The organism is Providencia sp. PROV252 (genome assembly GCF_033676005.1).
GTDB lineage: Bacteria > Pseudomonadota > Gammaproteobacteria > Enterobacterales > Enterobacteriaceae > Providencia > Providencia vermicola.
This window is the reverse complement of record NZ_CP096294.1, coordinates 1,265,251-1,288,355: the sequence shown is the minus strand read 5'-3', so window position 1 is coordinate 1,288,355 and position 23,105 is coordinate 1,265,251. Positions and strand designations below refer to the sequence as shown.

Genomic DNA, 23,105 nt, shown 5'->3' with positions numbered 1-23,105 from the left:
ACTGAATATGATTAGTGTATTTGATATCTTCAAAATCGGTATCGGCCCTTCAAGTTCTCACACCGTCGGCCCAATGAAAGCGGGCAAACAATTCGTTGATGACCTTATCGCGCAAAATTTACTGGCTAACACAACGCGCATAGCCGTTGACGTTTACGGCTCGCTGTCCCTGACAGGTAAAGGCCATGCTACCGATATGGCTATCATCATGGGTCTTGCGGGTAACTTACCCGATACCATTGATATTGACGCTATTCCTGCATTTATGCGCAACGTCGAACAAACAGGTAAACTTTTACTTGCTCAAGGGCAACATGAAGTCGATTTCCCTGTCGATGGCGGCATGAATTTTCACAGCACAAATTTACCACTCCATGAAAATGGCATGACAATCACCGCATTTGCGGGTGATAACGTTCTGTATACCAAAAATTATTACTCAATTGGCGGCGGATTTATTGTTGATGAAGAACATTTCGGTAAAATCGACGAAAATGCCGTTCAAGTCCCTTATCCTTTTAAATATGCAGCTGATTTACAAAAGCATTGCAAAGAAACGGGGTTATCACTTTCTGCGCTCGTCATGCAAAATGAATTAGCATTACGCAGCAAAGATGAAATCCAACAATATCTTTCCTCCGTTTGGGATGTGATGAAAGCAGGCATTGAACGTGGGGTCACTACGGAAGGCCTATTACCTGGTCCACTACGTGTTCCGCGTCGTGCAGCCGCGTTACGCCGCCAACTTGTCACCACGGATAGCACCAACATGGATCCAATGGCAGTTATTGATTGGATCAATATGTACGCCCTTGCGGTCAATGAAGAGAACGCTGCGGGTGGACGTGTAGTGACAGCACCAACAAATGGGGCTTGTGGTATCGTTCCTGCGGTACTCGCCTATTATGATAAATTCATTCGCCCTGTGAATGAGAACTCCTATACCCGCTATTTCCTAGTTTCTGGTGTGATTGGTGCATTATACAAAATGAATGCCTCCATTTCAGGGGCGGAAGTCGGTTGTCAAGGTGAAGTGGGCGTTGCCTGTTCAATGGCGGCCGCTGGGCTTGCTGAATTAATGGGCGGTAGCCCTGAGCAAGTGTGCATCGCCGCGGAGATTGCGATGGAGCATAACCTCGGCCTTACTTGCGACCCTGTTGGCGGCCAAGTTCAAGTGCCTTGTATTGAACGTAACGCAATTGCCTCTGTTAAAGCCGTTAACGCCGCACGTATGGCATTACGCCGCGTCAGTGATCCACGTGTTTGTCTCGATAAAGTCATTGAGACGATGTATGAAACGGGTAAAGACATTAACGCTAAATATCGCGAAACCTCCCAAGGCGGTTTAGCAATTAAACTCGCGCACTGTGAATAATTTATTCACTAACTGATAAAAAACGCCTGCAGTTGCAGGCGTCAGACTGCAGACAAACCGATAAGGTTTGACGGCAGGTTGGATAGGTTTTGAAAATAAATTAGGAAAATCAATTTATTGATTTTCGGCTGATAACACAAAGCAGGAAAAACCACGCTTTTATCCTGCTGTGTCAACAACCTCACGCCTGCAGTTGCAGGCGTTTTCGTAATTCAAACATGGCGGATTAATTAACCAAAAATTGCACTCCACCAGCCACTAATGGTTTTCATAATATAATCCCAAATACGCCCAAAGAATCCCGCTTCTTCAACCGCTGATTTTGCCACAAGTGGGTGCTGCTCAATCACTTCATCATTAAGAATAAAGTTAATCGTCCCAACGGCTTGATTTTTCGCTAATGGCGCTTCTAACGAATCATTGGTCATCTGAATATCGACTTTCAGATTTTTCAACTGACCTTTAGGGATAGTCACAGACACATCATCCGCCACGCCTAATGCCACTTCAGAGCTATCTCCAAACCAGACACGCTGCTTTTTCAATGTCGCATCTGCTTTAATTGGTGTGACTGTTTCGAAAAAACGGAAACCCCAAGTCAGTAACTTTTCACTTTCGGTAAAACGTACACGGTCACTTGGCGCGCCAAGCACAACCGAAATCAAACGCATATCCCCTTCTGTTGCTGACGCCACTAAATTATGGCCAGCACCGCTCGTGTGCCCCGTTTTCACACCATCCACTTTTAAATTTTGATTCCATAACAAACGGTTACGGTTAGGCTGGCGAATTTTGTTGAAGGTAAATTCTTTTTCTTTATGCAGCGCATATTCATCAGGCACATCGCGGATCATCGCTTGTGTTAATAACGCCATGTCGCGAGCCGTACTAAATTGCCCTTCAGAATCGAGCCCATGGACGGTTTTAAAATGTGTGTTCTTCAAACCAATTTGTTGAACATATTGGTTCATCAAACTCACAAACGAATCTTGGCTCCCTGCAACGTAGTCCGCAAGAGCAATACTGGCATCATTACCTGATTGAATAACAATCCCTTTGTTCAAATCCAATACCGAAACACGGTCTTTTGGCTTCAAAAACATCAACGAAGAGCCTTTCAGAACAGGATTCCCTGTCGCCCATGCATCCTCCCCGACTGTTACCATATCTTGCGTGGTTATTTTCCCCGCCTTCACTGCCTGCCCCACCACATAACTTGTCATGATCTTGGTTAAACTGGCTGGGTCTAAACGCTCATCAGGGTTTCCTGATGCTAAAATCTTCCCGCTGTTGTAGTCCATCAGGACATATGCTTTGGCATCGATTTGAGGAGCAACCGGTGTCTCGGCCGCATAACCACTGGTGCTAACGGCCATCAAAAGACTCAACCCAATACCAGCGCGGCGGGTTTTTAGGGACAACATTTTTTTACTCATCGGTTATTCCTTCACTTAATGCTAAATATTTAAAATGACTATCTTCTTACTCACCATCACTAAACGATGAACCCTTCGCCGTGATAAAAATTGCTAACTCATCATAATATAAGGCTTTATTTCCACTAAGACCACCTATAGGAAATAAAGATTTGCCTGAAAGCGAATTTAATCTATCTTAACTATGGTTAATGATATGGCTAATGACAAAAATCAATTAGGAGACTGCAATGTTAACTGTCTGGGGACGTGCCAATTCTTCCAATGTCAAAAAAGTACTTTGGTGCTTAGAAGAATTAAATGTGGCTTATAATCAAAAAGATGTGGGTGGCCCATTTGGTGGGCTTGATACACCTGAATACAAAAAAATGAATCCAAACAGCACAATCCCAACTCTACAGGATGATGACTTTGCTCTGTGGGAATCAAATGCAATTTTACGTTACCTTACGGAAAAGTTTGATCACTCTCACTTATTACTGGCTAAGGATGTACAAGAAAGAGCAGCAGCCGATAAATGGATGGATTGGAGCAACGCGAATTTGTTTGATCACATTAAACAGATGATGAACAAAATCGTCCGTGTCCCAGAAGCCGATAGAGACCCAGAACAAGCAAAAATCATTTATGCCAATATCAACAAATTACTGCAAATTGCTGATGATGCCTTAGCCCATCAGGCGTATTTTAGCGGTGATAAATTCGGTATTGCCGATATTTCCATTGCACCATTATTTTACCCATGGCACGAAATTGTCACCGAACGCCCTGAGTTTAAAAACTTAGAGCGCTGGTACCAACAGCTCACCACACGCCCTGCGTTCCAAAAAATTGTGATGATCCCAATTAAATAGTCATCAACATGCTATTCGGGTTTGGATATTGGTATTCGAACCCGATTTCTTGGCAAATTCGATTGCCGTTAATCCACTTTCCTTCCGCTTCATTCACTGAGTCAATAAATTCAGGAGGAACGAGCCCCAATGATTTCGCCGCTTGGGTATAAAACGCTCGTCGCGTTGGGTGAATAGGTGCGCACAAATTATAAAGATGTCCGCCCTCTAATTGGTTAAGTAATGCAAGAATCGCTTCAATAACATCATCTTGATGCACCATATTCACAGGCTGCATGGCACCTTTAACCCCTGTTTTGCCGGCTAAAAAACGCCCTGCATGACGTTTTTCCCCCACTAACCCCGCTAAACGCAGTATATCCACCGAGATATTTGGCAATTGATGTAACCAGTTTTCGGTATCAATCAACGCCTGTGCGGAAGCCGTTACGCCTTCTAACGGAGAACCTTCCGTCATTTCACCATTTTGCTCACCATACACCGCCGTCGAAGAGGTAAAAATCACTTTGGGCACCTTAAAGGTAATCGCACTATTTACCAGCGTTTCAATCGCTGACACATAATGTTCCACATTCACTTTAGAGGGTGGCAACAAAATGGCTAGCGCATCACTACCTTCCATCAATTGCGTTAAATCATCAGCGTCACATTCTAGCCCAGGCGTCAGTTTTAATGAGTAACACTCAATCCCCACGCTTCGAGCGGCCTCAATACCATCTGGCGTTGTTTTGGTTCCCACCACTTGGATACCTTTGGAAAGTAAAGCCTGTGCTAATGGTAACCCCAGCCAACCCAATCCAATAATTGTGACTTTTTTCATGCTTCGACTCCAAATCTGCTAAGGCACTGAGTTTTTTCTTAGATTAGCTGAAAACCATAAAACTTCCGAATGGATTTTCGGGGGGATTAATCACTATAAAACCTGCCCAACGAATTATTATTGGTTATTTTTTAAAAAAAGGTTGCATTCATAGGGGGAAATCGGATAGGTTGGATACCAATGAGTATTTAGTTAGCACAGTGAATGTTTAGTCATTCAGTTAAATAAGAGAACGGAAGACATCATGAATCGTATTTCACGCAACCATCATCATCACCATCATCCTGATTAGTCTTTCGGGCGATGTGTGCTGGAAGACGATCAACGAATCTTCCGGTGGCTGAAATGCAAATGAGAGAACCCTCGGAAGATAATCTTCCGAGGGTTTTTTTATATTAAAACAAAAAGTTACTAAAGGAATATGGGGTAAGGTTATGTTGGATAAATCACGTTTACGTATTGCTATTCAAAAGTCAGGTCGTTTAAGCGAAGAATCAAGAGAGTTATTGGCTCGCTGCGGGATCAAAATCAATTTACAACAACAACGTTTGATTGCTTATGCAGAAAATATGCCTATTGATTTACTTCGTGTGCGTGATGACGATATTCCAGGGCTGGTTATGGACGGTGTAGTGGACTTAGGCATTATCGGTGAAAACGTCCTTGAAGAAGAGTTATTAAATCGCCGCGCACAAGGGGAAGACCCTCAGTACAAAACATTGCGCCGCTTGGATTTCGGTGGGTGCCGCCTCTCTTTAGCTGCACCATTAGATTTTAACTATACAGGGGCAGAATGCTTAAATGGCTCACGCGTTGCCACCTCTTACCCACACTTGCTAAAACGCTATTTCGACCAAAAAGGCATTCAGTTTAAATCTTGCTTACTGAACGGTTCTGTCGAAGTTGCTCCTCGTGCTGGCTTAGCCGATGCCATCTGTGACCTCGTTTCTACGGGTGCAACCTTAGAAGCCAATGGCCTGAAAGAAGTGGAAGTGATTTATCGCTCTAAAGCGTGTTTAATTCAACGTGATGGCGAAATGTCTGCGGACAAACAACAACTTATTGACCGTATGATGACCCGTATTCAAGGCGTTATCCAAGCTCGCGAATCTAAATACATCATGCTGCACGCACCAAGTGAAACGCTGGATGATATCATCGCGCTACTGCCAGGGGCTGAGCGTCCAACTATTCTGCCGCTAGCAGGTGACCACAGCCGCGTTGCTATGCACATGGTCAGCTCAGAAACCTTATTCTGGGAAACCATGGAAAAACTAAAAGCATTAGGTGCAAGTTCAATTCTTGTTCTGCCAATCGAAAAAATGATGGAGTAAGTCATCATGGAAATGGGATTCAACCAGCCAATTCGCTGGGCAGATTGCAACGAACAACAACAAAGTGCATTACTGATGCGCCCTGCTATTGCTGCCTCTGGTAGCATTAGCACCGCAGTCAGTGAGATTATCAATCAAGTTCGTCGAGAGGGCGATAGCGCCCTCCAAGCCTTAAGCCGCCGTTTTGATAAAACCGAAATTGATACCGTACGTGTTGCACCAAATGCAGTTGATGAAGCTGAAGCACGCCTCGGTGATGAGATTAAAACAGCAATGAAAACGGCCATTAGTAATATTCGCCGTTTTCACGAAGCGCAGATCCCCACCCCCATAACGGTAGAAACCCAAGCGGGTGTTGTTTGCCAGCAAGTCACACGCCCGATTGATGCAGTTGGTTTGTATATTCCAGGTGGCTCAGCGCCGTTATTATCAACGGTCATGATGTTAGGCACACCCGCTAATATCGCGGGTTGCCGCAAAATTATTTTATGTTCCCCACCCCCTATTGCCGATGAAATTCTGTATGCGGCAAAACTGTGTGGCATTACAGAGATTTTCCAAGTCGGTGGTGCGCAAGCGATTGCTGCGATGGCCTTTGGGACACAGAGCATCCCTGCAGTCGATAAAATTTTTGGCCCAGGCAATGCTTATGTGACTGAAGCAAAACGCCAAGTCAGCCAAAGCCACGAAGGTGCAGCGATTGATATGCCAGCGGGCCCATCTGAAGTGTTAGTGATTGCTGATAGCCAAGCAAACCCAGCGTTTACCGCCTCTGATTTGTTATCCCAAGCGGAGCATGGCCCAGATTCTCAAGTCATTTTATTAACCGATGATGAAAACTTCGCCCAGCGCGTGATAGCGGAAACAGAAAAACAGCTCGCCCAGCTTTCACGTGCTGCGATTGCGCGAGAAGCCCTGAACGCCAGCCGCGTCATTATTGCTGACTCTATCAAACAATGTGTGGAAATCAGTAACCGTTACGGGCCAGAACACTTGATTTTACAAACTCGTGATGCCGATGATTTAGTGGCGAACATCACCAGTGCAGGGTCTGTTTTTGTTGGTGATTGGTCACCAGAGTCTGCTGGGGATTACGCTTCAGGCACCAACCACGTTTTACCGACCTATGGTTACACAACAACCTATTCAAGCCTCGGCCTTGCAGATTTTATGAAGCGCATGACCGTGCAAAAACTGTCTAAACAGGGTTTATTAGGCTTAGCCAACACCATTGAAACGTTAGCGCAGGCGGAACAACTGACTGCCCACAAAAATGCGGTGACTTTACGTGTCACAGAACTAAAAAAACAAAATCAGGAGTAAGTCATGAGCCAAAAATTTAATGCTGCCAGCCTTGCGCGTGAAAATGTCAAAACCATGACCCCGTATATGTCTGCGCGCCGTTTAGGGGGAAATGGGGACGTTTGGCTCAACGCTAACGAATATCCTATCGCACCAGATTACCAATTTAGTGAGCGCAACCTAAACCGTTACCCTGAATGCCAACCTGGGGCTGTAATCAATAACTATGCGGCCTACGCAGGCATTACCCCTGAGCAAGTTTTAGTGTGCCGTGGTGCGGATGAATCCATTGAATTGCTGATCCGCGCATTTTGCGAACCCGGCAAAGATGCTGTGATGTTCTGTCCTCCGACATACGGCATGTACAGCGTCAGTGCAGAAACCTTTGGCGTCGAGCAGAAAAGAATTATGGCTCTGCCAGATTGGTCATTAAATGTGGCTTCTATTCGCGAAAACCTCACAAATACTAAACTTATTTATATTTGTAGCCCAAATAACCCAACTGGCAATATCATCGATAATAAAGATTTGCAGGAAGTGTTAGAGATGGCGGCAGGCCGTGCACTGGTAGTGGTTGATGAAGCCTATATTGAGTTTTGTCCGCAGTACAGCGTCGCAAGCTGGTTAGCAAAATACCCTAATTTGGTTATTTTAAGAACGTTATCAAAAGCCTTTGCATTAGCAGGATTGCGCTGTGGTTTCACGTTAGCATCAGCTGAAGTGATTGAGATATTATTAAAAGTTATCGCCCCTTATCCGTTATCAACCCCAGTTGCGATGATTGCAGCGCAAGCACTTGATGCACAAGGCATCGCCACCATGAAAAGCCGTGTAGCAACCGTAACTGAAAACCGTATTGCCCTGTCTGAAGCTCTGCGTGATTTATCAGTTGTCGAGAAAGTCTATCCAAGCGAAACCAATTATATTTTGGTGCGCTTTACTGACGGCAATAAAGTGTTTAAAGCCCTGTGGGATCAAGGCATTATCCTACGTGACCAAAGCAAGCAGCCAGGACTGGAAAATTGCCTGCGTATTACTATCGGGACAGAAATTGAAAATGTCCGTGTTATTGAAGCTATTGAAGCACTTTGCTAATTAGGAATGACTCATGAGCCAGAAAATTTTATTTATCGACCGTGATGGAACATTAATTACCGAGCCACCGACTGATTTCCAAGTGGATAGCTTAAGTAAACTTGCCTTTGAAAAGGCCGTCATTCCAAGTTTACTTGCTCTGCAAAAAGCCAATTACCGTTTAGTGATGATAACCAACCAAGATGGCTTAGGTACCGATAGCTTCCCAACCGCAGACTTTGAGCCACCACACAACTTGATGATGCAAGTTTTTGAATCGCAAGGTGTAAAATTTGATGAAGTCCTGATTTGCCCGCACAAACCTGAAGATAACTGCGCTTGTCGCAAACCTAAACTTCAATTAGTTGAGCGTTATTTAGACAGCAATGTGCTCGACAGCGACAATAGCTATGTCATCGGCGACCGTGAAACTGATCTTCAACTAGCTAAAAACATGGGGATCAAAGGGTTACGCTATAGTGCGACCGACCTCGATTGGGAAACCATCACTGCCCAATTAACCAAACGCGACCGCCATGCACGTGTTGAGCGCGTCACCAAAGAAACTAATATTCTGGTGGAGGTTTGGTTAGACCAAGAAGGTGGCAGCAAAATTAACACTGGTGTTGGCTTCTTTGACCACATGCTAGACCAAATCGCAACCCACGGTGGTTTCCGCTTAAATGTTGAAGTCAAAGGGGATTTATTTATCGATGACCACCACACCGTCGAAGACACGGGCCTTGCTTTAGGCGAGGCATTGAAAGTGGCGCTGGGTGACAAACGCGGCATCGCACGCTTTGGCTTTGTACTACCGATGGATGAGTGCCAAGCACGCTGTGCGCTAGATATTTCAGGGCGCCCTCACCTTGAATATAAAGCTGAATTTAAATACCAACGCGTGGGCGATTTAAGCACCGAAATGATTGAGCACTTCTTTAGTTCGTTATCTTACGCGATGGGTTGTACGTTGCACTTGAAAACTAAAGGGAAAAACGATCACCACAAAGCTGAAAGCTTATTTAAAGTGTTTGGTCGTACATTGCGCCAAGCTATCCGTGTTGAAGGGGATACTTTACCAAGCTCAAAAGGGGTTCTTTGATGAACGTTGTCATCCTAGATACTGGCTGTGCAAATTTAGCGTCGGTAACCTATGCGGTGCAACGCCTAGGTTATCACCCTGTGGTTAGCCGTGATACCAACACTATCTTACAAGCCGATAAGGTGTTTTTACCCGGTGTAGGTACTGCAAGCGCAGCGATGGAAAAACTCGTAGAGCGTGAATTAGTGCCCTTAATCAGAGCATTAACTCAACCTGTTTTAGGGATTTGTTTGGGCATGCAATTACTCGGCAGCATCAGCGAAGAAGGTCAAACGGAAATTCCGTTACTTGGTCTGATTGATAGTCCTGTGCGCAAAATGGATGCCAATGGCTTACCCGTTCCCCACAGCGGCTGGAACCAAGTGAAAGCCCTCGCGGGGAACCCGTTATTCAAAGGGATTGCTGATGATGCTTATTTCTATTTTGTGCACAGCTATTCGATGCCAATTTCAGAAAATACCATCGCGCAAACCCAATATGGCAACCCATTTAGCAGTGCAGTAAATCGCGACAACTTTTTCGGTGTGCAATTTCACCCTGAACGTTCAGGTGCCGCTGGCGCTCGCTTGATTCAAAACTTTTTGGAGATGTAAGAACCATGATCATTCCTGCATTAGATTTAATTGATGGCACCGTGGTGCGGTTACATCAGGGGGATTACGCCAAGCAAACGGATTACGGCACTGACCCACTCCCGCGTTTACAACAATATGAAAAAGAAGGCGCGAAGCTCCTACATCTTGTGGATTTAACGGGGGCAAAAGACCCACAAAAACGCCAAATTCCGCTACTGAAAAAACTGTTAGCGGGTGTGAGTGTCCCAGTACAAGTAGGCGGCGGTATTCGTACCGAAGACGATGTCAAAGCGTTATTAGATGCGGGTGCAACTCGCGTGGTGATTGGTTCAACGGCTGTCACCAAGCCTGAACTGGTGAAAACCTGGTTTGAAACCTACGGCGGTGAAGCAATTGTGTTGGCGTTAGATGTGCGGATCAATGCCGAAGGTGTGAAAGAAATCGCCATTAGCGGCTGGCAAGAAAACTCTAATTTAACCTTAGAGCAAGCTATTGAAATTTATCGCCCTTATGGCTTAAAACACGTCCTTTGTACCGATATTTCAAAAGATGGCACGTTGGCTGGCTCAAACGTCAATCTGTACCAAGAAATCAGCCAGAAATTCCCTGATATTGCCTTTCAAGCCTCTGGTGGCATTGGCAATTTAGCGGATATCGCGGCTATTCCAGCGTCTGGTGCTGCTGGGGTTATTGTGGGCAGAGCATTACTCGAAGGTAAATTTACCGTTGCGGAGGCAATCGAATGTTGGCAAAACGCATAATTCCGTGTTTGGATGTTCGCGACGGGCAAGTCGTTAAAGGTGTGCAATTTCGTAACCACGAAATTATCGGCGACATCGTGCCATTAGCGCAGCGCTATGCACAAGAAGGTGCCGATGAGCTGGTTTTTTATGATATTACTGCATCATCTGATGGCCGCGTTGTCGATAAAAGCTGGGTTGCTAAAGTTGCAGAAGTGATTGATATTCCGTTCTGTGTGGCAGGCGGTATTAAGAGTGTGGAAGATGCAGCGCAGATTTTATCTTTTGGCGCAGACAAAATTTCGATTAACTCCCCCGCACTGTCTGACCCAACGTTAATCACCCGTTTAGCCGACCGCTTTGGTGTTCAGTGTATCGTGGTGGGCATTGATACTTGGTTTGATGACAGTACCAATGAATATCAAGTTTACCAATTTACAGGGGATGAAAAACGTACCACACAAACCCGCTGGAAAACCTTGGATTGGGTCAAAGAAGCCCAGCAACGCGGCGCGGGCGAAATCGTCTTAAATATGATGAACCAAGATGGTGTACGCCAAGGGTATGATTTGGTACAACTGAAAAAAGTGCGTGAGGTTTGCCAAGTGCCGTTAATTGCTTCAGGGGGCGCAGGTGAAAAAGCTCACTTCCTTGATGCCTTTGCTGATGCTGGTGTTGATGGTGCCTTAGCCGCTTCCGTCTTTCACAAACAAATTATTAATATCGGTGAATTAAAACAATACCTAGCCGAAAATGGAGTTCAAATTAGAGTATGTTAACCACAGAACAATGTAGCCAACTAGCATGGCAAAAAGTCGATAATCTGATGCCAGTTATCGTACAACACGCGGTTTCAGGGGATGTGTTGATGCTGGGGTACATGAACCCTGAAGCACTGCAAGTCACCTTAGAGAGCCGCAAAGTGACCTTTTATTCAAGAACCAAACAGCGTTTGTGGACAAAAGGGGAAACTTCCAATAATTTTTTGAATTTATTAGATATTTACCCTGATTGCGATAGCGACACCTTATTAGCCCTCGCCCTGCCAGATGGCCCAACATGTCATAACGGCACACAAAGCTGTTTTGCACCCGCACAAAGTGACTGGGGCTTTTTGTTTGAGTTGGAAACGCTATTAAAAGAGCGTAAAACGGCATCGCCAGAGAGCTCTTATACCGCCCGCCTGTATGCCAGCGGCACAAAACGTATCGCACAAAAAGTGGGTGAGGAAGGCGTTGAAACCGCACTGGCCGCAACTGTTAATGACCGTGCTGAATTGACAAATGAAGCTGCGGATTTGATGTACCATTTAATGGTGTTACTGCAAGACCAAGACCTCGATTTAAGCACGATTATCAAACGCTTAAAAGAGCGTCATCAGTAGTTGATAAACTGCCTGTTTAGCAGGCAGAGTTATTTTATGGGTGCAAAATATTATCGATTTGCACCTCACTCAGTGAAATGCCAAAGAATTTCAGGTAAAAATCCGCCGTTTCTTGCTGCATATTGATATCCGCAAAACGCTCTGGGTACAGTGTTTTAGCTAACCATAAAAACTGCAACGCTTCTTCAGACGTTTCACGACACCACCAAAACATGCCTTTTGGATTCACATACACTTGCTGGTTTTTAACTGCGTCCATCTCTTGCCATTGGGAAGATGATTTGATGATCTTGGCATCTTCCTTATTCATCGCCACAATCACATCTGGATTCGCTGCGATGATGGTTTCCAGTAATACCTCACCTGAGTTATTTTTTTTATCTGCAAACCATGTTTCTGCCACATTTTTTGCCCCAGCTAAATCCATCCAATCTTGATTTAACGATGGTCGCCCCGAGGTAAACAATGTGCTCCCCATACTGTGGTAAACCGTGCGTTTTTCCGCTTCCGTTAAGTCCGCCAGCCGTGCATTAACCAATGCCACATTACGGTCGAAATAACGTTGGTATTCAATCGCTTTACTTTGTGCATCTGGGCCCAGCTCTTTTGCGGTTGCCTGTACCCTTTCTTGTAACGATTTTAAAGAATTAGCGGGGTATTCAACCACTTTTACCCCTGCATTTTCTAATAAATCACGCTGTGGAACCTCCATTCCTTTGGCGACAAACAGTAATTCCGTACGTAATGAAATGATCTGTTCTGGGCTCAGTTGGTTGCTAATACTGATCACTGGGACATCATCAATATTTGGCAGCATTTGGCGAAACAACGGAATTTTTTTCGCAATCACCGAAGTGCCGACAATTTGCTCGCCATAACCGAGCATCATAATAATGGTATTTTGTGCAGGCCAAGGTGTTGCGATGCGTAATTGCGGGTTATCTGTCTTCGCCTGTATTGCACTGCCCATTAGCAGCCCAAACAGTAAAATGACCGATTGCAGAAAAATAGTTTTTCTCATATTTATCACGCCGCTTTACCTTGATATAAAACGGCGAGCTCCTAAACTTTTATCATTAGAAATCAAACGTAACCGTTGCACGAACTTCACGGCCTGCACCTAAGAAGGCACTCCCACCACGGCCTTCACCATTGATCCCTGATGGGAAAATGGATGCCCAGTAACGCTCGTCAGTGACGTTATTCACCGATAAACGAACCGTTGTTGGGGTTTGATTGATTTTTGTGCTGTAGCGAGTGCCAAGATCCAATGTCGTGTAACTTCCCGCCCAACTGGTATTGGTGTCATTAGCGGCACGTTTACCGGTGTAATGCACATTGGCGCTATACACCAATTCAGGCATAGATGGCAGAGCATATTCCACTAACATATTCGCTTGAACTTTAGGCACCCCCACAACACGTTTATCACGCGCTTCGATTTTTTTCGTGTCTTTCAATTTCGGGTCTAAGAAAGTAATACCACTATAAACATTCAACCCTTGCCAAACATGGCCTGTAGCCGTGAGTTCAAGCCCCCTGTTGACTTGTTCCCCTTGTTTGCGAAATACATCATTATTATCGACATAAGCAAATGGGCGCTCTAACTGAAACAGTGCCGCGCCGAGGTTTAAATCAGCCACATCCGCTTTAATCCCAATTTCATATTGCTTACTGCGATAGGCATCAAGCGTTTGCCCTTCATTTTTAATGTTTTGATTCAATGGCGCGGTATCCCCCTCTTCCAGAGAATCCGCATAGCTCACGTAAGTCATCACTTGCGGGGTAATTTTATACATCACCGCCGCCTGTGGACTTAGCCCGTTATCATTAGTTTGGCTAGTTTTATGATGTTGTTTGTCAAAGCTTTGGCTTTCAATCCAACTTTGGCTCAAATAAAACATCACTGCCCACTGCGAGTCAAAGGTAATGGTGTCACCTACCGTGATACTTTGTTGGCGGTTTTCGCTAGCTTTATAACGAGAGCCCCCCGTATGAATTCGTCCATCAGATGGCTCTTCCATCGGTGAAGGGTTGAACATATTGGTTGAGCCTAAATCTCGTTTAATGCTGCCATCTTTTGCACTGTAAATTGACCAAACATAGCCGTTAGTGGCGAATGATAAATCATGGCCAATTGAGCCCGTGTCCACATGGCCATTAAGTACCGCTGAGTTACTCAGGACGCGAAAACGCCCTGATGCGGGGGAGTCTGACAATGAGCGTTTTATCCCACCTTGGTTATCAACAATTTGACTTGAAACTGTGCGCATCGCCCTGTCCGCTTGTTGGAAGCCAACACCCGCTGTCAATTTCCAGTCTTCATTGAAATCATGAATTAAACGTGTACTAACGGTATCGGTGGTTAAATCATTTCCCGCAGTATGCAGAGCTAAGTTTTTATCTTGTGGGTTTGGTGCTTTGGGTAATTTAATGTCAGGACCATAACTAAAACTGCCAACATAGCCTTTTTGCACAAAATTGTAGTGACTGGCGTTCAGTTGCAATTGTGTGCCTGGTTGAATATTCCAATCAAAAGCAACCGATGCCAGCTTGCGGCGTAAGGTGCTATCTTTTAAGTTACCCGTCCCTTCTTCATCCATTAAATTCAAACGGTAACCAAAGCGTTTATCGGTATCGAAATACCCTCCAAGGTCAACGTGCCCGCTGTAAGTATTACGGCTTTGGTAACCTAATGATAAACGTTGAATATCTTCAGGGCGTTTGGCGGTGAAGTTAAACTGCCCTGCTGGGCTTGCTGGGCCATACAGTGCTCCTGTTAAACTGTTAATGACATCTAAGCGGTCGAGCATTTCCACAGGGAATGCCGTTGTCGACACCATATAGAGTCCATCCAAACGGCTATTGGCAACAACACTACCTTGCATACCACGGCTTTGAGGACGGCCGACATCCATCCCACCGCGTGCTTGCATCTGTGCGCTTGGGGCGTATTTCAGCAGCTCGCTGACACTTTTCGCTTGCTGGTTATCTATCATTTCACGACTGATTGTGGTGGTGGAATAAGGGGTATCAATCCATTCCACATCGCCTAATGGCCCAAGGTCAATTTGAGAAGTAAAGAAACCTGCGCCAGCTTGGGCTTCAGCGGTGACATCTGTCGGTGCTGCCGTGACGAGCATTTTATCTTGTTTCGGTTTGCTGATTTGTTCGGAAACTTGAGCAGCAACGATGGATGGCGCGATCCCTGCGATCAATGACGTGATGACATATAAGTGGGTTTTACGTTTCATGTTATCTATTTTCGTTATATAAAAAATTATATTACCGAGAATAAAACAGAGCGTAAATGATCAAGCTCAACTCTTAACAATAAACATTCTCATTACTAACATGTAATCGTGATTTATAATTAATTGAATTTATTAGATAATAAAAACACTTCAGAACATACCATAATAAAATCCGTGAACGGATGGACAAAACAGGTAAAAACCGCATCTGATATGCAATTTATACTATTTCCCAAATTTACCCCGTTATTGGCTCTTACGTTTTGCGGTTGTATCTCCCAATGAACTTGTTATCATTCCCTGATATTGATCGGGTTTTAAAGGGAAAAAACGGTGTCAGAGAACGTAATTTTTAGGCAATTAACTCAGCTATTAGATGACAATCATGCCAAATACCGTGTGATGGAACACTCCACCGCGGGGAAATCCGAGGAAGTGGCAAAAATTCGTGGAACGCAATTAGGGCAAGGTGCTAAGGGTTTAGTCTGTCATGTAAAAGGAAATGGGGTGAAGCAACATGTTCTAGCCATTTTACCTGCGGACAAGCAAGCCGATTTAAGCAAAATAGCCATCGCCATTGGTGGAACTCGTGCATCACTGGCAAGCCCAAAAGAAGTGGATGAGCTGACTCAGTGTGTATTTGGTGCGATCCCCCCGTTTAGCTTTCACCCCAATTTACGGCTTATTGCCGATCCGTTATTGTTTGCACGTTTTGATGAACTGGCATTCAATGCAGGGACGTTAGAGCGATCAATTATTTTAAATACTCAAGATTACCAACGCATTGCACAGCCTACATTGGTTGAATTTATTCGCACGGAAGAAAGCTAACTGTCTAATAGTAAAAAGGGGATTCCGCAGAACCCCCTTATAACAATTACGAATAACGTTGTTGGTCGTATTCGATACTGGCTTGTTTTAGCACCTGAAAATCAGAACCACAAATCACACGCTTTAATGCGGTGAATTTTGCTTCTGGCCAATCATAGATTTTCAGCGCCAATAGCTCGGCAATCACTTCAGGTGAAAACCGGTATTTAACAGGCTTCGCAGGGTTTCCCCCCACAATACAATAAGGTTCAACATCCTTAACCACCACACTGTTAGTTGCAATGACGGCCCCCTCACCGATTTTGACGCCAGGCATAATAAACGCCCGCATGCCAATCCACACACCGTCACCAATGATGGTATCCCCTTTGCCAACATAGGCTTCCTCAATAAATTCAAGGAAAGGGTACAAGCAAAACCAGTCCATTCGATGCGTATGATTTCCCCCCATCAAAATCACCGCTTCACTGCCAATGCAGACATAATCGCCGATATACAGTTGGTCAACATCCCATGCCAGTTGCCAATCTCGACTTTGCGCATCCCCTTGTAAATAACGCACAACGGAGTCTTCAAAGCCATTATCGTAGCAATCACTGTAATAACTGTGTTTTCCTTTGATATGAATATTGGGATTTTGCACAACTTCGTGAAGTAATTGGTATTTTGACCAATGTTTCTTATTCATGGTAATAAACCTATTTTATTTGTTTATGATTACCATAGAACGCTTTCTATGGTGATGTATTCGCGCTCAAAATACATCACCTTTAGCCACTCTAGGCTGATTTAATAATGGGTTTCTCATATCAATCACTATAGTACTGTCTTAGCCAATAACTTTAATAATATCACTTTAATCAAAAATAGAATAATTTAATTTTCATTTAATTGAAAATTAATAATTTAATTATAAACATAATCACATTGATTTTTAAGAAAAACTTCTAATTTCAAATCTTATAATTTAAAAGAAAATGAATTAAATTAAAATAATGAAACTAGTAAAGAGAACAAAAAGGAAAATTATGTTAATGGATTATTCCCCCTTATCGTTGATTAAAAACCTCACTAACTTACCTAACATAATAGAAAATTATTCCATTGAATATTTTAATGATTTTAAAACTCAACATCACCAACTTAATGAGATCAGGTATTCCTCTATCATAATGAATGAGACATTATCTAATGAGTCCTCATCACCTCAGGCCATCTATGAAGATATTCCTGATATGAATATTTATAATAAAAATAAATATTTTGATGCCACAACTAACCAAGAGTTAAGTGATACAACAGGAGACTTAAAAGGCACTGTTTATTTAGCTCAAAGCTCACTGTTCCCCGCAATTAACCGAATTGAAGGTGATACCCAACCAAGGCTAGTTTCGGGACGAAAAACATTACTCATGTTCAAACCCCAAATGTACTTGGACTATGATTCAAAAATGACATTCAGTATTTATGATAAGGACAAAAATCTGTTAGTCACTCAGGAAATGCACCCACCTTCCGAGCTTCCCCAACTCGCCAATGATGCTATTCAAAAGACCAATATACGACCTAAAGACTTTTCTAGCCCATGGAATTTAAATTTAAAGATTAAAAATGAAACAGCTCAATTTGTGAATATGTTTAACCCGCTAGAAAAAAAATTTAATAATAAAAATTATATACAGTTAGAATTTAATAATGAATCAAATATAACTCCCTTGATATTAGCCAGTAATAAAAAATTGGCAAATATGCACATTAAAGTCAAAAACAGAATGAATAGAGACATAAAAATATACTATAGCAAAAATTCTATAACATTAAATAAGGGTAGTAGTATTAAACTAATTTGTGATGAAAATGGCCATTGGGTAACTAAAAGTGACGCTTTAATTGCCAAGTATTATTCCTTAAAACCTAAAAAGTCAGAGTTATTCATGAAACAAAAAAACTCTGTGCTTACATCCACTCTTAGTGCTCCTATGCGGTACGACCTGACCATCAATAAAAATGATGAAATATCTAAAATAGCAAAAGAAAATGGATACTTAAGCAAGTTAATTAAAGAAAATAACTCAATAAAAATTGAAACAAGTGATGGAAACTGGGCAAGATTTTTCACTTTGAGAGCCAACAACCATTTTTATAAAAAAAAAATGACGTTTAACTCGAAAGCAACTCTTGATAGCTATATTCGCTATGGTAATAAACAGTACAAATTAACCAAAGGGGAAAGTATTACCTTTGTCTATGACCCGAACAAAAAATGGCTCCCGATTACGGAACAAGCTTCACCTGAGCCCGTTGCAAACTTAAGTTATACGAAGAACACATGGTCCGCGAGTATTTCACAAGAGCACATAAAACCAGGTATTCAGTTTATTTTTAATACCTCAAATACTAAAGGGGTCTTATCCAATATTCCCATTGGTGCTCCCAATAAAATTTTAATTAATACAATTGATATCGGTATGCTAACACCACCAAGAAATGAGTTTGATTTCCAATCTCACCCAGAGTTACATCGCCAATATTTTCAAACTATCCCTGCAGAAAAGCTGATTGTTGCTCAGTATGAGCCTGTTCACTTAACTGAGGTCGTCATGCCTAATGGCGATGTTTTCACCGAAAAAGCGACAGGAAATGGTGGTGGGCACAGTGGAAATATGCGCCATCAAATAGGAAAAGACCTTATCTCTGACGGTATTAATTTAGCCAACTATGGTATTAATAGCACTGCCGCAGAATTTTCGTTTATTCCATCTTTCCAAGTCACTGTACATAATTCTATAGGGGTATATGAAAATGGTGAGCAAGTGCATGGCTGGTCAGGAGGTGCAGGGAAAGTTACACTGTATAATTCAAGAGGTAACGAACTTAGTCATGAGCTAGGACATAATTTTGGGTTAGGCGACTATTATGGGGGAACTGAGGGGGGAACACATGCCCCAGCAGACAAAAAAAACTCTTCATGGTTATGGGATGCTGATTATAACTATTTCATTCCCAATCAGACAAAAGAAGGCAAATTAAACACCGATGCGATGTCAGGAGGAACCCCTTATGATGATAGATATAACTCATACACCATGTACACACCAAATTCACTGGTAGCTATCCAAAAACGGCTTGAAAATAGTTATGTTTTCTCTGCTAAATCCAAAACAGGATATCAAAAATGGAACCCTATTACTCAAAAAATGGAGGATGTTCCCTTAGACCTTTCCGCCTTTTATTTCTTTAATTACCAAGTACATAATGGTGAAACATTCACTATCGAAAAATTTAATAAATTGATAAACAAACATAAATATATTCATATCAATAGCGGAAATGGCTATCATAGCCCTAACCTTTATATTCCAGCTGCCAGTCAAGAAAATAATGGTGCTGTTATAAAAATCAGTTCATTAGCACTTTGGCAAAGCAAAATACATGTCAATGATGATATAGAATTGATAAGCAATAATGAAACAAGCACCTATATTTCAGATGGCCATAAGTGGGTAAAATCAGCTTCCCATATAATAACTAAAAAACCATATAAACAAGGTGTTCCCATCGTGAACTTAACTGGGTTTTATGACCCTGAAGGTAAAATTGAGAAACAAAGCTGCATTCCTATTTATGGGTCATACGGGATGGTTTATCAGCCTGATACGCAAATTGGGGCTTATGCTCCCTACATAGAAGTCATTTTACAAAATGGTAAAATACATAAATACCAATTAAGCGACGTTAGAAAATCAAAAGACGTCATGAACAAATTTCATATAAATATTGAAAGAGCGCTTAATCCAATAAAAGCCAATATTTATGTGCATAACAAACTTGTTCATACACAGCATATTGATATTAAACCAAATAAGCTTGCTACCACAGTTAATGGCTATGTCATTTAATCATTAAGTCGATTTAAGACTCTATGAAAATATAATCAATAGAGTCTTAAATCTTATTAATCACTCGTGGGGGGACTCAAATTTAATTTTAAACTGGCCTTTCTTGCCACTAAACCAAAAATACAGCCGACTAACATCACAATCGCTAACGATAACTTTGGCACGATTGGTAATGCTATAGCCAAAAGACCCAGTGCTGCACCGCCAGCCATTTGCACAAACCCTACCAATGCAGATGCCGTCCCCGCTTCATTACCAAAAGGCTCAAGAGCATAACTGGTTGCAGTTCCCATCATAAAGGCAAGGCCTGTACACGCACAAGCCACAGGCAACATATAAACAACCCAATGACTTTGAATAGCTTCTGGCAACACAACAAAACCTAATATCAACCCTAAACAACCGATCGCCATCATTGAGCTACCAACCAACAAGCAGGCAGGACGCCCGATTTTATGAATAAAATGGTTAGCAATATAACTGGCAAACATAATCCAAAAACCGTTAATCCCAAACACAATGGAAAACGCTAACGGGCTCAGCTGAGCCTCCCCCATCAACACCGTTGGTGCAAGGGAAACATAGGTTAATGCCATCCCCATCGTACCTGCATTGACGAGAGCAAAAATGATAAATTGGCGATGACCTAAAATACGGCAATAGGTTTCCAAAGGAATAATTTTCACTTTAGGCAAATTTGTCGGTCGTGTCTCAGGTAAAAATACCGCGATTAATACCAATATGATGACAGCATATAATGCAAGGAACCAAAACGGTGCACGCCAACCCCATGCTTCTGCCAGCAAACCGCCTAATAACGGCGCGAGTGCAGGCACAATATTCAATGTGCCATTAAGAAAACCAAATGCACGAGCCGCTTCAGTGCCATTCATGCGGTCACGAACACAGCTAAATGCCACCACAGAAGTGCAACAGACTGCAACCCCTTGCAGTAAACGCGAGGCAATAAATACCGTTGGCGTCGTGGCTGAAATGGCAACACCAGCCCCAATAATGTAGAGCACCATACCAACTATCGCGATGGGCTTTCGCCCGTATCGGTCGACCAGTGGCCCAGAAATCAATTGCCCTAAGCCTAGGACTAAAATAAATAGTGCAATGGTCGATTGAATCACGGATTCACTGCTACCTAAATCCTTCGCAATATCAGGGATAGTCGGCAGGTATAAATCAATACCCAATGGGCCAAGCAATACTAATAAAAGTAATAAAATAAGAAAGTTACGCATAAAACTATGCTCAGATACCGTAATAAAAGTTATGTCATTCAACAATTGATGAATAATGTAGCGGAACCTATTCATCTAGCTATCAAAAAAGAAACGTAAAAATAAATAACCTTATCATTTCTTTAGGCAATTTGACGATTTGTGAAAGGCAAAAAAGGCGCTAAAGTTAGCGCCTTAGGTTGTTAGCAAAGCAGGATAAAAGCGTGGTTTTTCCTGCTTTGTGTTATCAGCCGAAAATCAATTCTTTGATTTTCCTCGTCTATTTTCAAAATCTATCCAACCTGCAGCCAAACCTAATCGGTTTGTCAGCAGTCTGAGGCGCCAAAGTTAGCGCCTTTTGTATCATCGGTAAAGGATGATATTGGAATTATTCCATCCACTCTGTATGAAAAACACCGTCTTTATCCGTACGTTTATAGGTGTGAGCACCAAAGTAGTCACGCTGCGCTTGGATTAAGTTTGCAGGCAATACCGCTGAGCGGTAGCTATCGTAATAGGAAATCGCCGCAGAGAAGGTTGGTGTTGGGATACCATTTTGCACGCCGTAGCACACAACGTCACGCAGAGCTTGTTGGTATTCGTCCGCGATTTGTTTGAAATATGGCGCTAACAGTAAGTTGGCAATTTTCGCATCTTGGTTGTAGGCATCCGTGATTTTTTGCAGGAATTGTGCACGAATGATACAGCCTGCACGGAAGATTTTTGCAATCTCACCGTAGTTCAGGTCCCAATTGTACTCGTCTGATGCCGCTTTTAGCTGTTGGAAACCTTGCGCATAAGAGACGATTTTACCTAAGTACAGCGCGCGACGTACTTTCTCAACAAACGCGCTCTTATCCCCTTCAACCGGTTTTAAGACTGGGCCAGTTAAGACTTTAGACGCTGCAACACGTTGGTCTTTTAAGAAAGAAATATAACGAGCGAAAACAGACTCCGTGATTAATGTCAGCGGAATGCCTAAATCCAGCGCACTTTGGCTCGTCCATTTACCGGTGCCTTTGTTTGCCGCTTCATCTAAAATCACGTCAACAAGGTACTTACCTTCTTCATCTTTTTTCTTGAAGATATCTGCTGTAATTTCAATCAGGTAGCTGCTCAATTCACCTTTGTTCCACTCTGCAAAGGTGCCTGCCAGCTCTTCATTGCTCAGGTTTAATGAACCTTTTAACAATGAATAAGCTTCAGCGATTAATTGCATATCACCGTATTCGATACCGTTATGTACCATTTTAACGTAGTGACCTGCCCCGTCTGGCCCCATGTAAGCCACGCAAGGCTCGCCTTCCGCTTTCGCTGCGATTTCTTTTAAGATTGGCGCAACCAATTCGTAAGCTTCTTTTTGACCACCAGGCATAATTGAAGGGCCTTTTAATGCACCTTCTTCACCACCAGAAACACCCGTTCCGATGAAGTTAAAACCTTGTGCAGATAATTCACGGTTACGACGGATTGTGTCCGTAAATAACGTGTTACCACCGTCGATAAGGATATCACCCTTATCCAGATGAGGAGTCAGCGAGGCAATTGTTTTGTCCGTTGCTTCACCCGCTTTAACCATCAATAAGATGCGGCGTGGTTTTTCCAGAGAGTCAACAAACTCTTCAATTGTATAGTTGGGAACAAGGTTTTTCCCTGGATTTTCGGCAATTACTTCGTCTGTTTTATCTTTAGAACGGTTAAAGATAGACACTGAGTAACCGCGGCTTTCAATATTGAGCGCAAGGTTACGCCCCATGACAGCCATTCCGACAACACCAATCTGCTGCTTTGACATGAACAACTCCTGTCTGATTAGGACCAAGTCAGCCTCAATGTGCTGACATTCTGTTAACGGGATCACATATTAACCTAGGATCGTGCAGCATGGTAGTTATT

19 protein-coding genes and 1 other annotated feature are annotated in these 23,105 nt (G+C 43.0%); of the genes, 12 read left to right on the top strand and 7 right to left on the bottom strand.

Translation table 11 applies throughout. The features are described from left to right. The first annotated feature begins 7 nt into the window (after positions 1–7). Positions 8–1,375, top strand: a complete 1,368-nt coding sequence (locus M1F05_RS05660) for an L-serine ammonia-lyase (RefSeq protein ID WP_206085418.1) — start codon at positions 8–10, stop codon at positions 1,373–1,375. A gap of 230 nt (positions 1,376–1,605) precedes the next feature. Here the strand turns inward: M1F05_RS05660 and M1F05_RS05655 are convergent, their stop codons facing one another. After that, positions 1,606–2,811, bottom strand: coding sequence for a serine hydrolase (locus M1F05_RS05655; RefSeq protein WP_206085417.1), 1,206 nt, complete (start codon positions 2,809–2,811; stop codon positions 1,606–1,608). 230 nt (positions 2,812–3,041) lie between these two features. Here M1F05_RS05655 and M1F05_RS05650 point away from each other — a divergent pair, with 230 nt between their 5' ends. Beyond that, complete coding sequence (locus M1F05_RS05650; RefSeq protein WP_206085416.1) at positions 3,042–3,665, top strand: glutathione S-transferase family protein; 624 nt, start codon at positions 3,042–3,044, stop codon at positions 3,663–3,665. On the opposite strand, the gene M1F05_RS05645 is transcribed toward M1F05_RS05650, so the two are convergent. Next, positions 3,658–4,485 (bottom strand): SDR family oxidoreductase, encoded by an 828-nt coding sequence (locus tag M1F05_RS05645; protein ID WP_206085415.1) that lies wholly within the window; start codon positions 4,483–4,485, stop codon positions 3,658–3,660. The genes M1F05_RS05650 and M1F05_RS05645 overlap by 8 nt on opposite strands. Positions 4,486–4,752: 267 nt before the next feature. Then, positions 4,753–4,879: a sequence feature (His leader region), on the top strand. 40 nt (positions 4,880–4,919) lie between these two features. On the opposite strand from M1F05_RS05645, the gene hisG reads away from it, so the two are divergent. Genes hisG through hisIE form a run of 8 tightly spaced genes read left to right on the top strand, consistent with a single transcriptional unit; the run spans position 4,920 to position 11,996 of the window. Continuing rightward, positions 4,920–5,819, top strand: coding sequence for an ATP phosphoribosyltransferase (gene hisG / locus M1F05_RS05640; RefSeq protein WP_206085414.1), 900 nt, complete (start codon positions 4,920–4,922; stop codon positions 5,817–5,819). 6 nt (positions 5,820–5,825) lie between these two features. Beyond that, a complete protein-coding gene (hisD, locus tag M1F05_RS05635) occupies positions 5,826–7,142 on the top strand; it encodes a histidinol dehydrogenase (RefSeq protein WP_206085413.1) in 1,317 nt (438 codons plus the stop codon). 3 nt (positions 7,143–7,145) lie between these two features. Further along, positions 7,146–8,216 carry a histidinol-phosphate transaminase gene (gene hisC / locus M1F05_RS05630; protein ID WP_206085412.1) on the top strand — a complete coding sequence of 357 codons (1,071 nt, stop codon included), beginning with the start codon at positions 7,146–7,148 and terminating at the stop codon, positions 8,214–8,216. Positions 8,217–8,229: 13 nt separating this feature from the next. Then, a complete protein-coding gene (hisB, locus tag M1F05_RS05625) occupies positions 8,230–9,297 on the top strand; it encodes a bifunctional histidinol-phosphatase/imidazoleglycerol-phosphate dehydratase HisB (protein WP_206085411.1) in 1,068 nt (355 codons plus the stop codon). Continuing rightward, positions 9,297–9,890, top strand: a complete 594-nt coding sequence (gene hisH, locus M1F05_RS05620; protein WP_206085410.1) for an imidazole glycerol phosphate synthase subunit HisH — start codon at positions 9,297–9,299, stop codon at positions 9,888–9,890. Before hisB ends, hisH begins: the two co-directional genes overlap by 1 nt. 5 nt (positions 9,891–9,895) lie before the next feature. Further along, positions 9,896–10,633, top strand: coding sequence for a 1-(5-phosphoribosyl)-5-[(5-phosphoribosylamino)methylideneamino]imidazole-4-carboxamide isomerase (gene hisA / locus M1F05_RS05615; protein WP_206085409.1), 738 nt, complete (start codon positions 9,896–9,898; stop codon positions 10,631–10,633). Then, entirely contained in the window at positions 10,615–11,391 is a 777-nt protein-coding gene (hisF, locus tag M1F05_RS05610; RefSeq protein ID WP_206085408.1) for an imidazole glycerol phosphate synthase subunit HisF, read from the top strand. Before hisA ends, hisF begins: the two co-directional genes overlap by 19 nt. Continuing rightward, positions 11,385–11,996: a bifunctional phosphoribosyl-AMP cyclohydrolase/phosphoribosyl-ATP diphosphatase HisIE gene (hisIE, locus tag M1F05_RS05605; protein WP_206085407.1), complete on the top strand. Its 612-nt coding sequence runs from the start codon at positions 11,385–11,387 to the stop codon at positions 11,994–11,996. Before hisF ends, hisIE begins: the two co-directional genes overlap by 7 nt. A gap of 34 nt (positions 11,997–12,030) precedes the next feature. On the opposite strand, the gene M1F05_RS05600 is transcribed toward hisIE, so the two are convergent. Continuing rightward, the gene (locus tag M1F05_RS05600) at positions 12,031–13,017 is read right to left on the bottom strand and encodes an ABC transporter substrate-binding protein (RefSeq protein WP_206085406.1); all 987 of its coding nucleotides are present in this window, start codon (positions 13,015–13,017) and stop codon (positions 12,031–12,033) included. A gap of 55 nt (positions 13,018–13,072) precedes the next feature. Next, on the bottom strand, positions 13,073–15,250 hold the full coding sequence (locus M1F05_RS05595) for a TonB-dependent siderophore receptor (RefSeq protein ID WP_206085405.1): 2,178 nt from the start codon (positions 15,248–15,250) through the stop codon (positions 13,073–13,075). A 333-nt stretch (positions 15,251–15,583) separates the two neighbouring features. On the opposite strand from M1F05_RS05595, the gene M1F05_RS05590 reads away from it, so the two are divergent. Next, positions 15,584–16,081 (top strand): YbaK/prolyl-tRNA synthetase associated domain-containing protein, encoded by a 498-nt coding sequence (locus M1F05_RS05590; RefSeq protein WP_206085404.1) that lies wholly within the window; start codon positions 15,584–15,586, stop codon positions 16,079–16,081. A 46-nt stretch (positions 16,082–16,127) separates the two neighbouring features. On the opposite strand, the gene M1F05_RS05585 is transcribed toward M1F05_RS05590, so the two are convergent. Then, positions 16,128–16,769 (bottom strand): CatB-related O-acetyltransferase, encoded by a 642-nt coding sequence (locus M1F05_RS05585; protein WP_206085403.1) that lies wholly within the window; start codon positions 16,767–16,769, stop codon positions 16,128–16,130. Between the two features lie 340 nt (positions 16,770–17,109). On the opposite strand from M1F05_RS05585, the gene M1F05_RS05580 reads away from it, so the two are divergent. Next, a complete protein-coding gene (locus tag M1F05_RS05580) occupies positions 17,110–19,980 on the top strand; it encodes a M66 family metalloprotease (RefSeq protein WP_206085402.1) in 2,871 nt (956 codons plus the stop codon). A 56-nt stretch (positions 19,981–20,036) separates the two neighbouring features. Here M1F05_RS05580 and M1F05_RS05575 read toward each other — a convergent pair whose 3' ends face one another. Next, the gene (locus tag M1F05_RS05575) at positions 20,037–21,230 is read right to left on the bottom strand and encodes a multidrug effflux MFS transporter (RefSeq protein ID WP_206085401.1); all 1,194 of its coding nucleotides are present in this window, start codon (positions 21,228–21,230) and stop codon (positions 20,037–20,039) included. A gap of 367 nt (positions 21,231–21,597) precedes the next feature. After that, positions 21,598–23,004 carry an NADP-dependent phosphogluconate dehydrogenase gene (gndA, locus tag M1F05_RS05570; protein ID WP_206085400.1) on the bottom strand — a complete coding sequence of 469 codons (1,407 nt, stop codon included), beginning with the start codon at positions 23,002–23,004 and terminating at the stop codon, positions 21,598–21,600. Between the last annotated feature and the right edge of the window lie 101 nt (positions 23,005–23,105).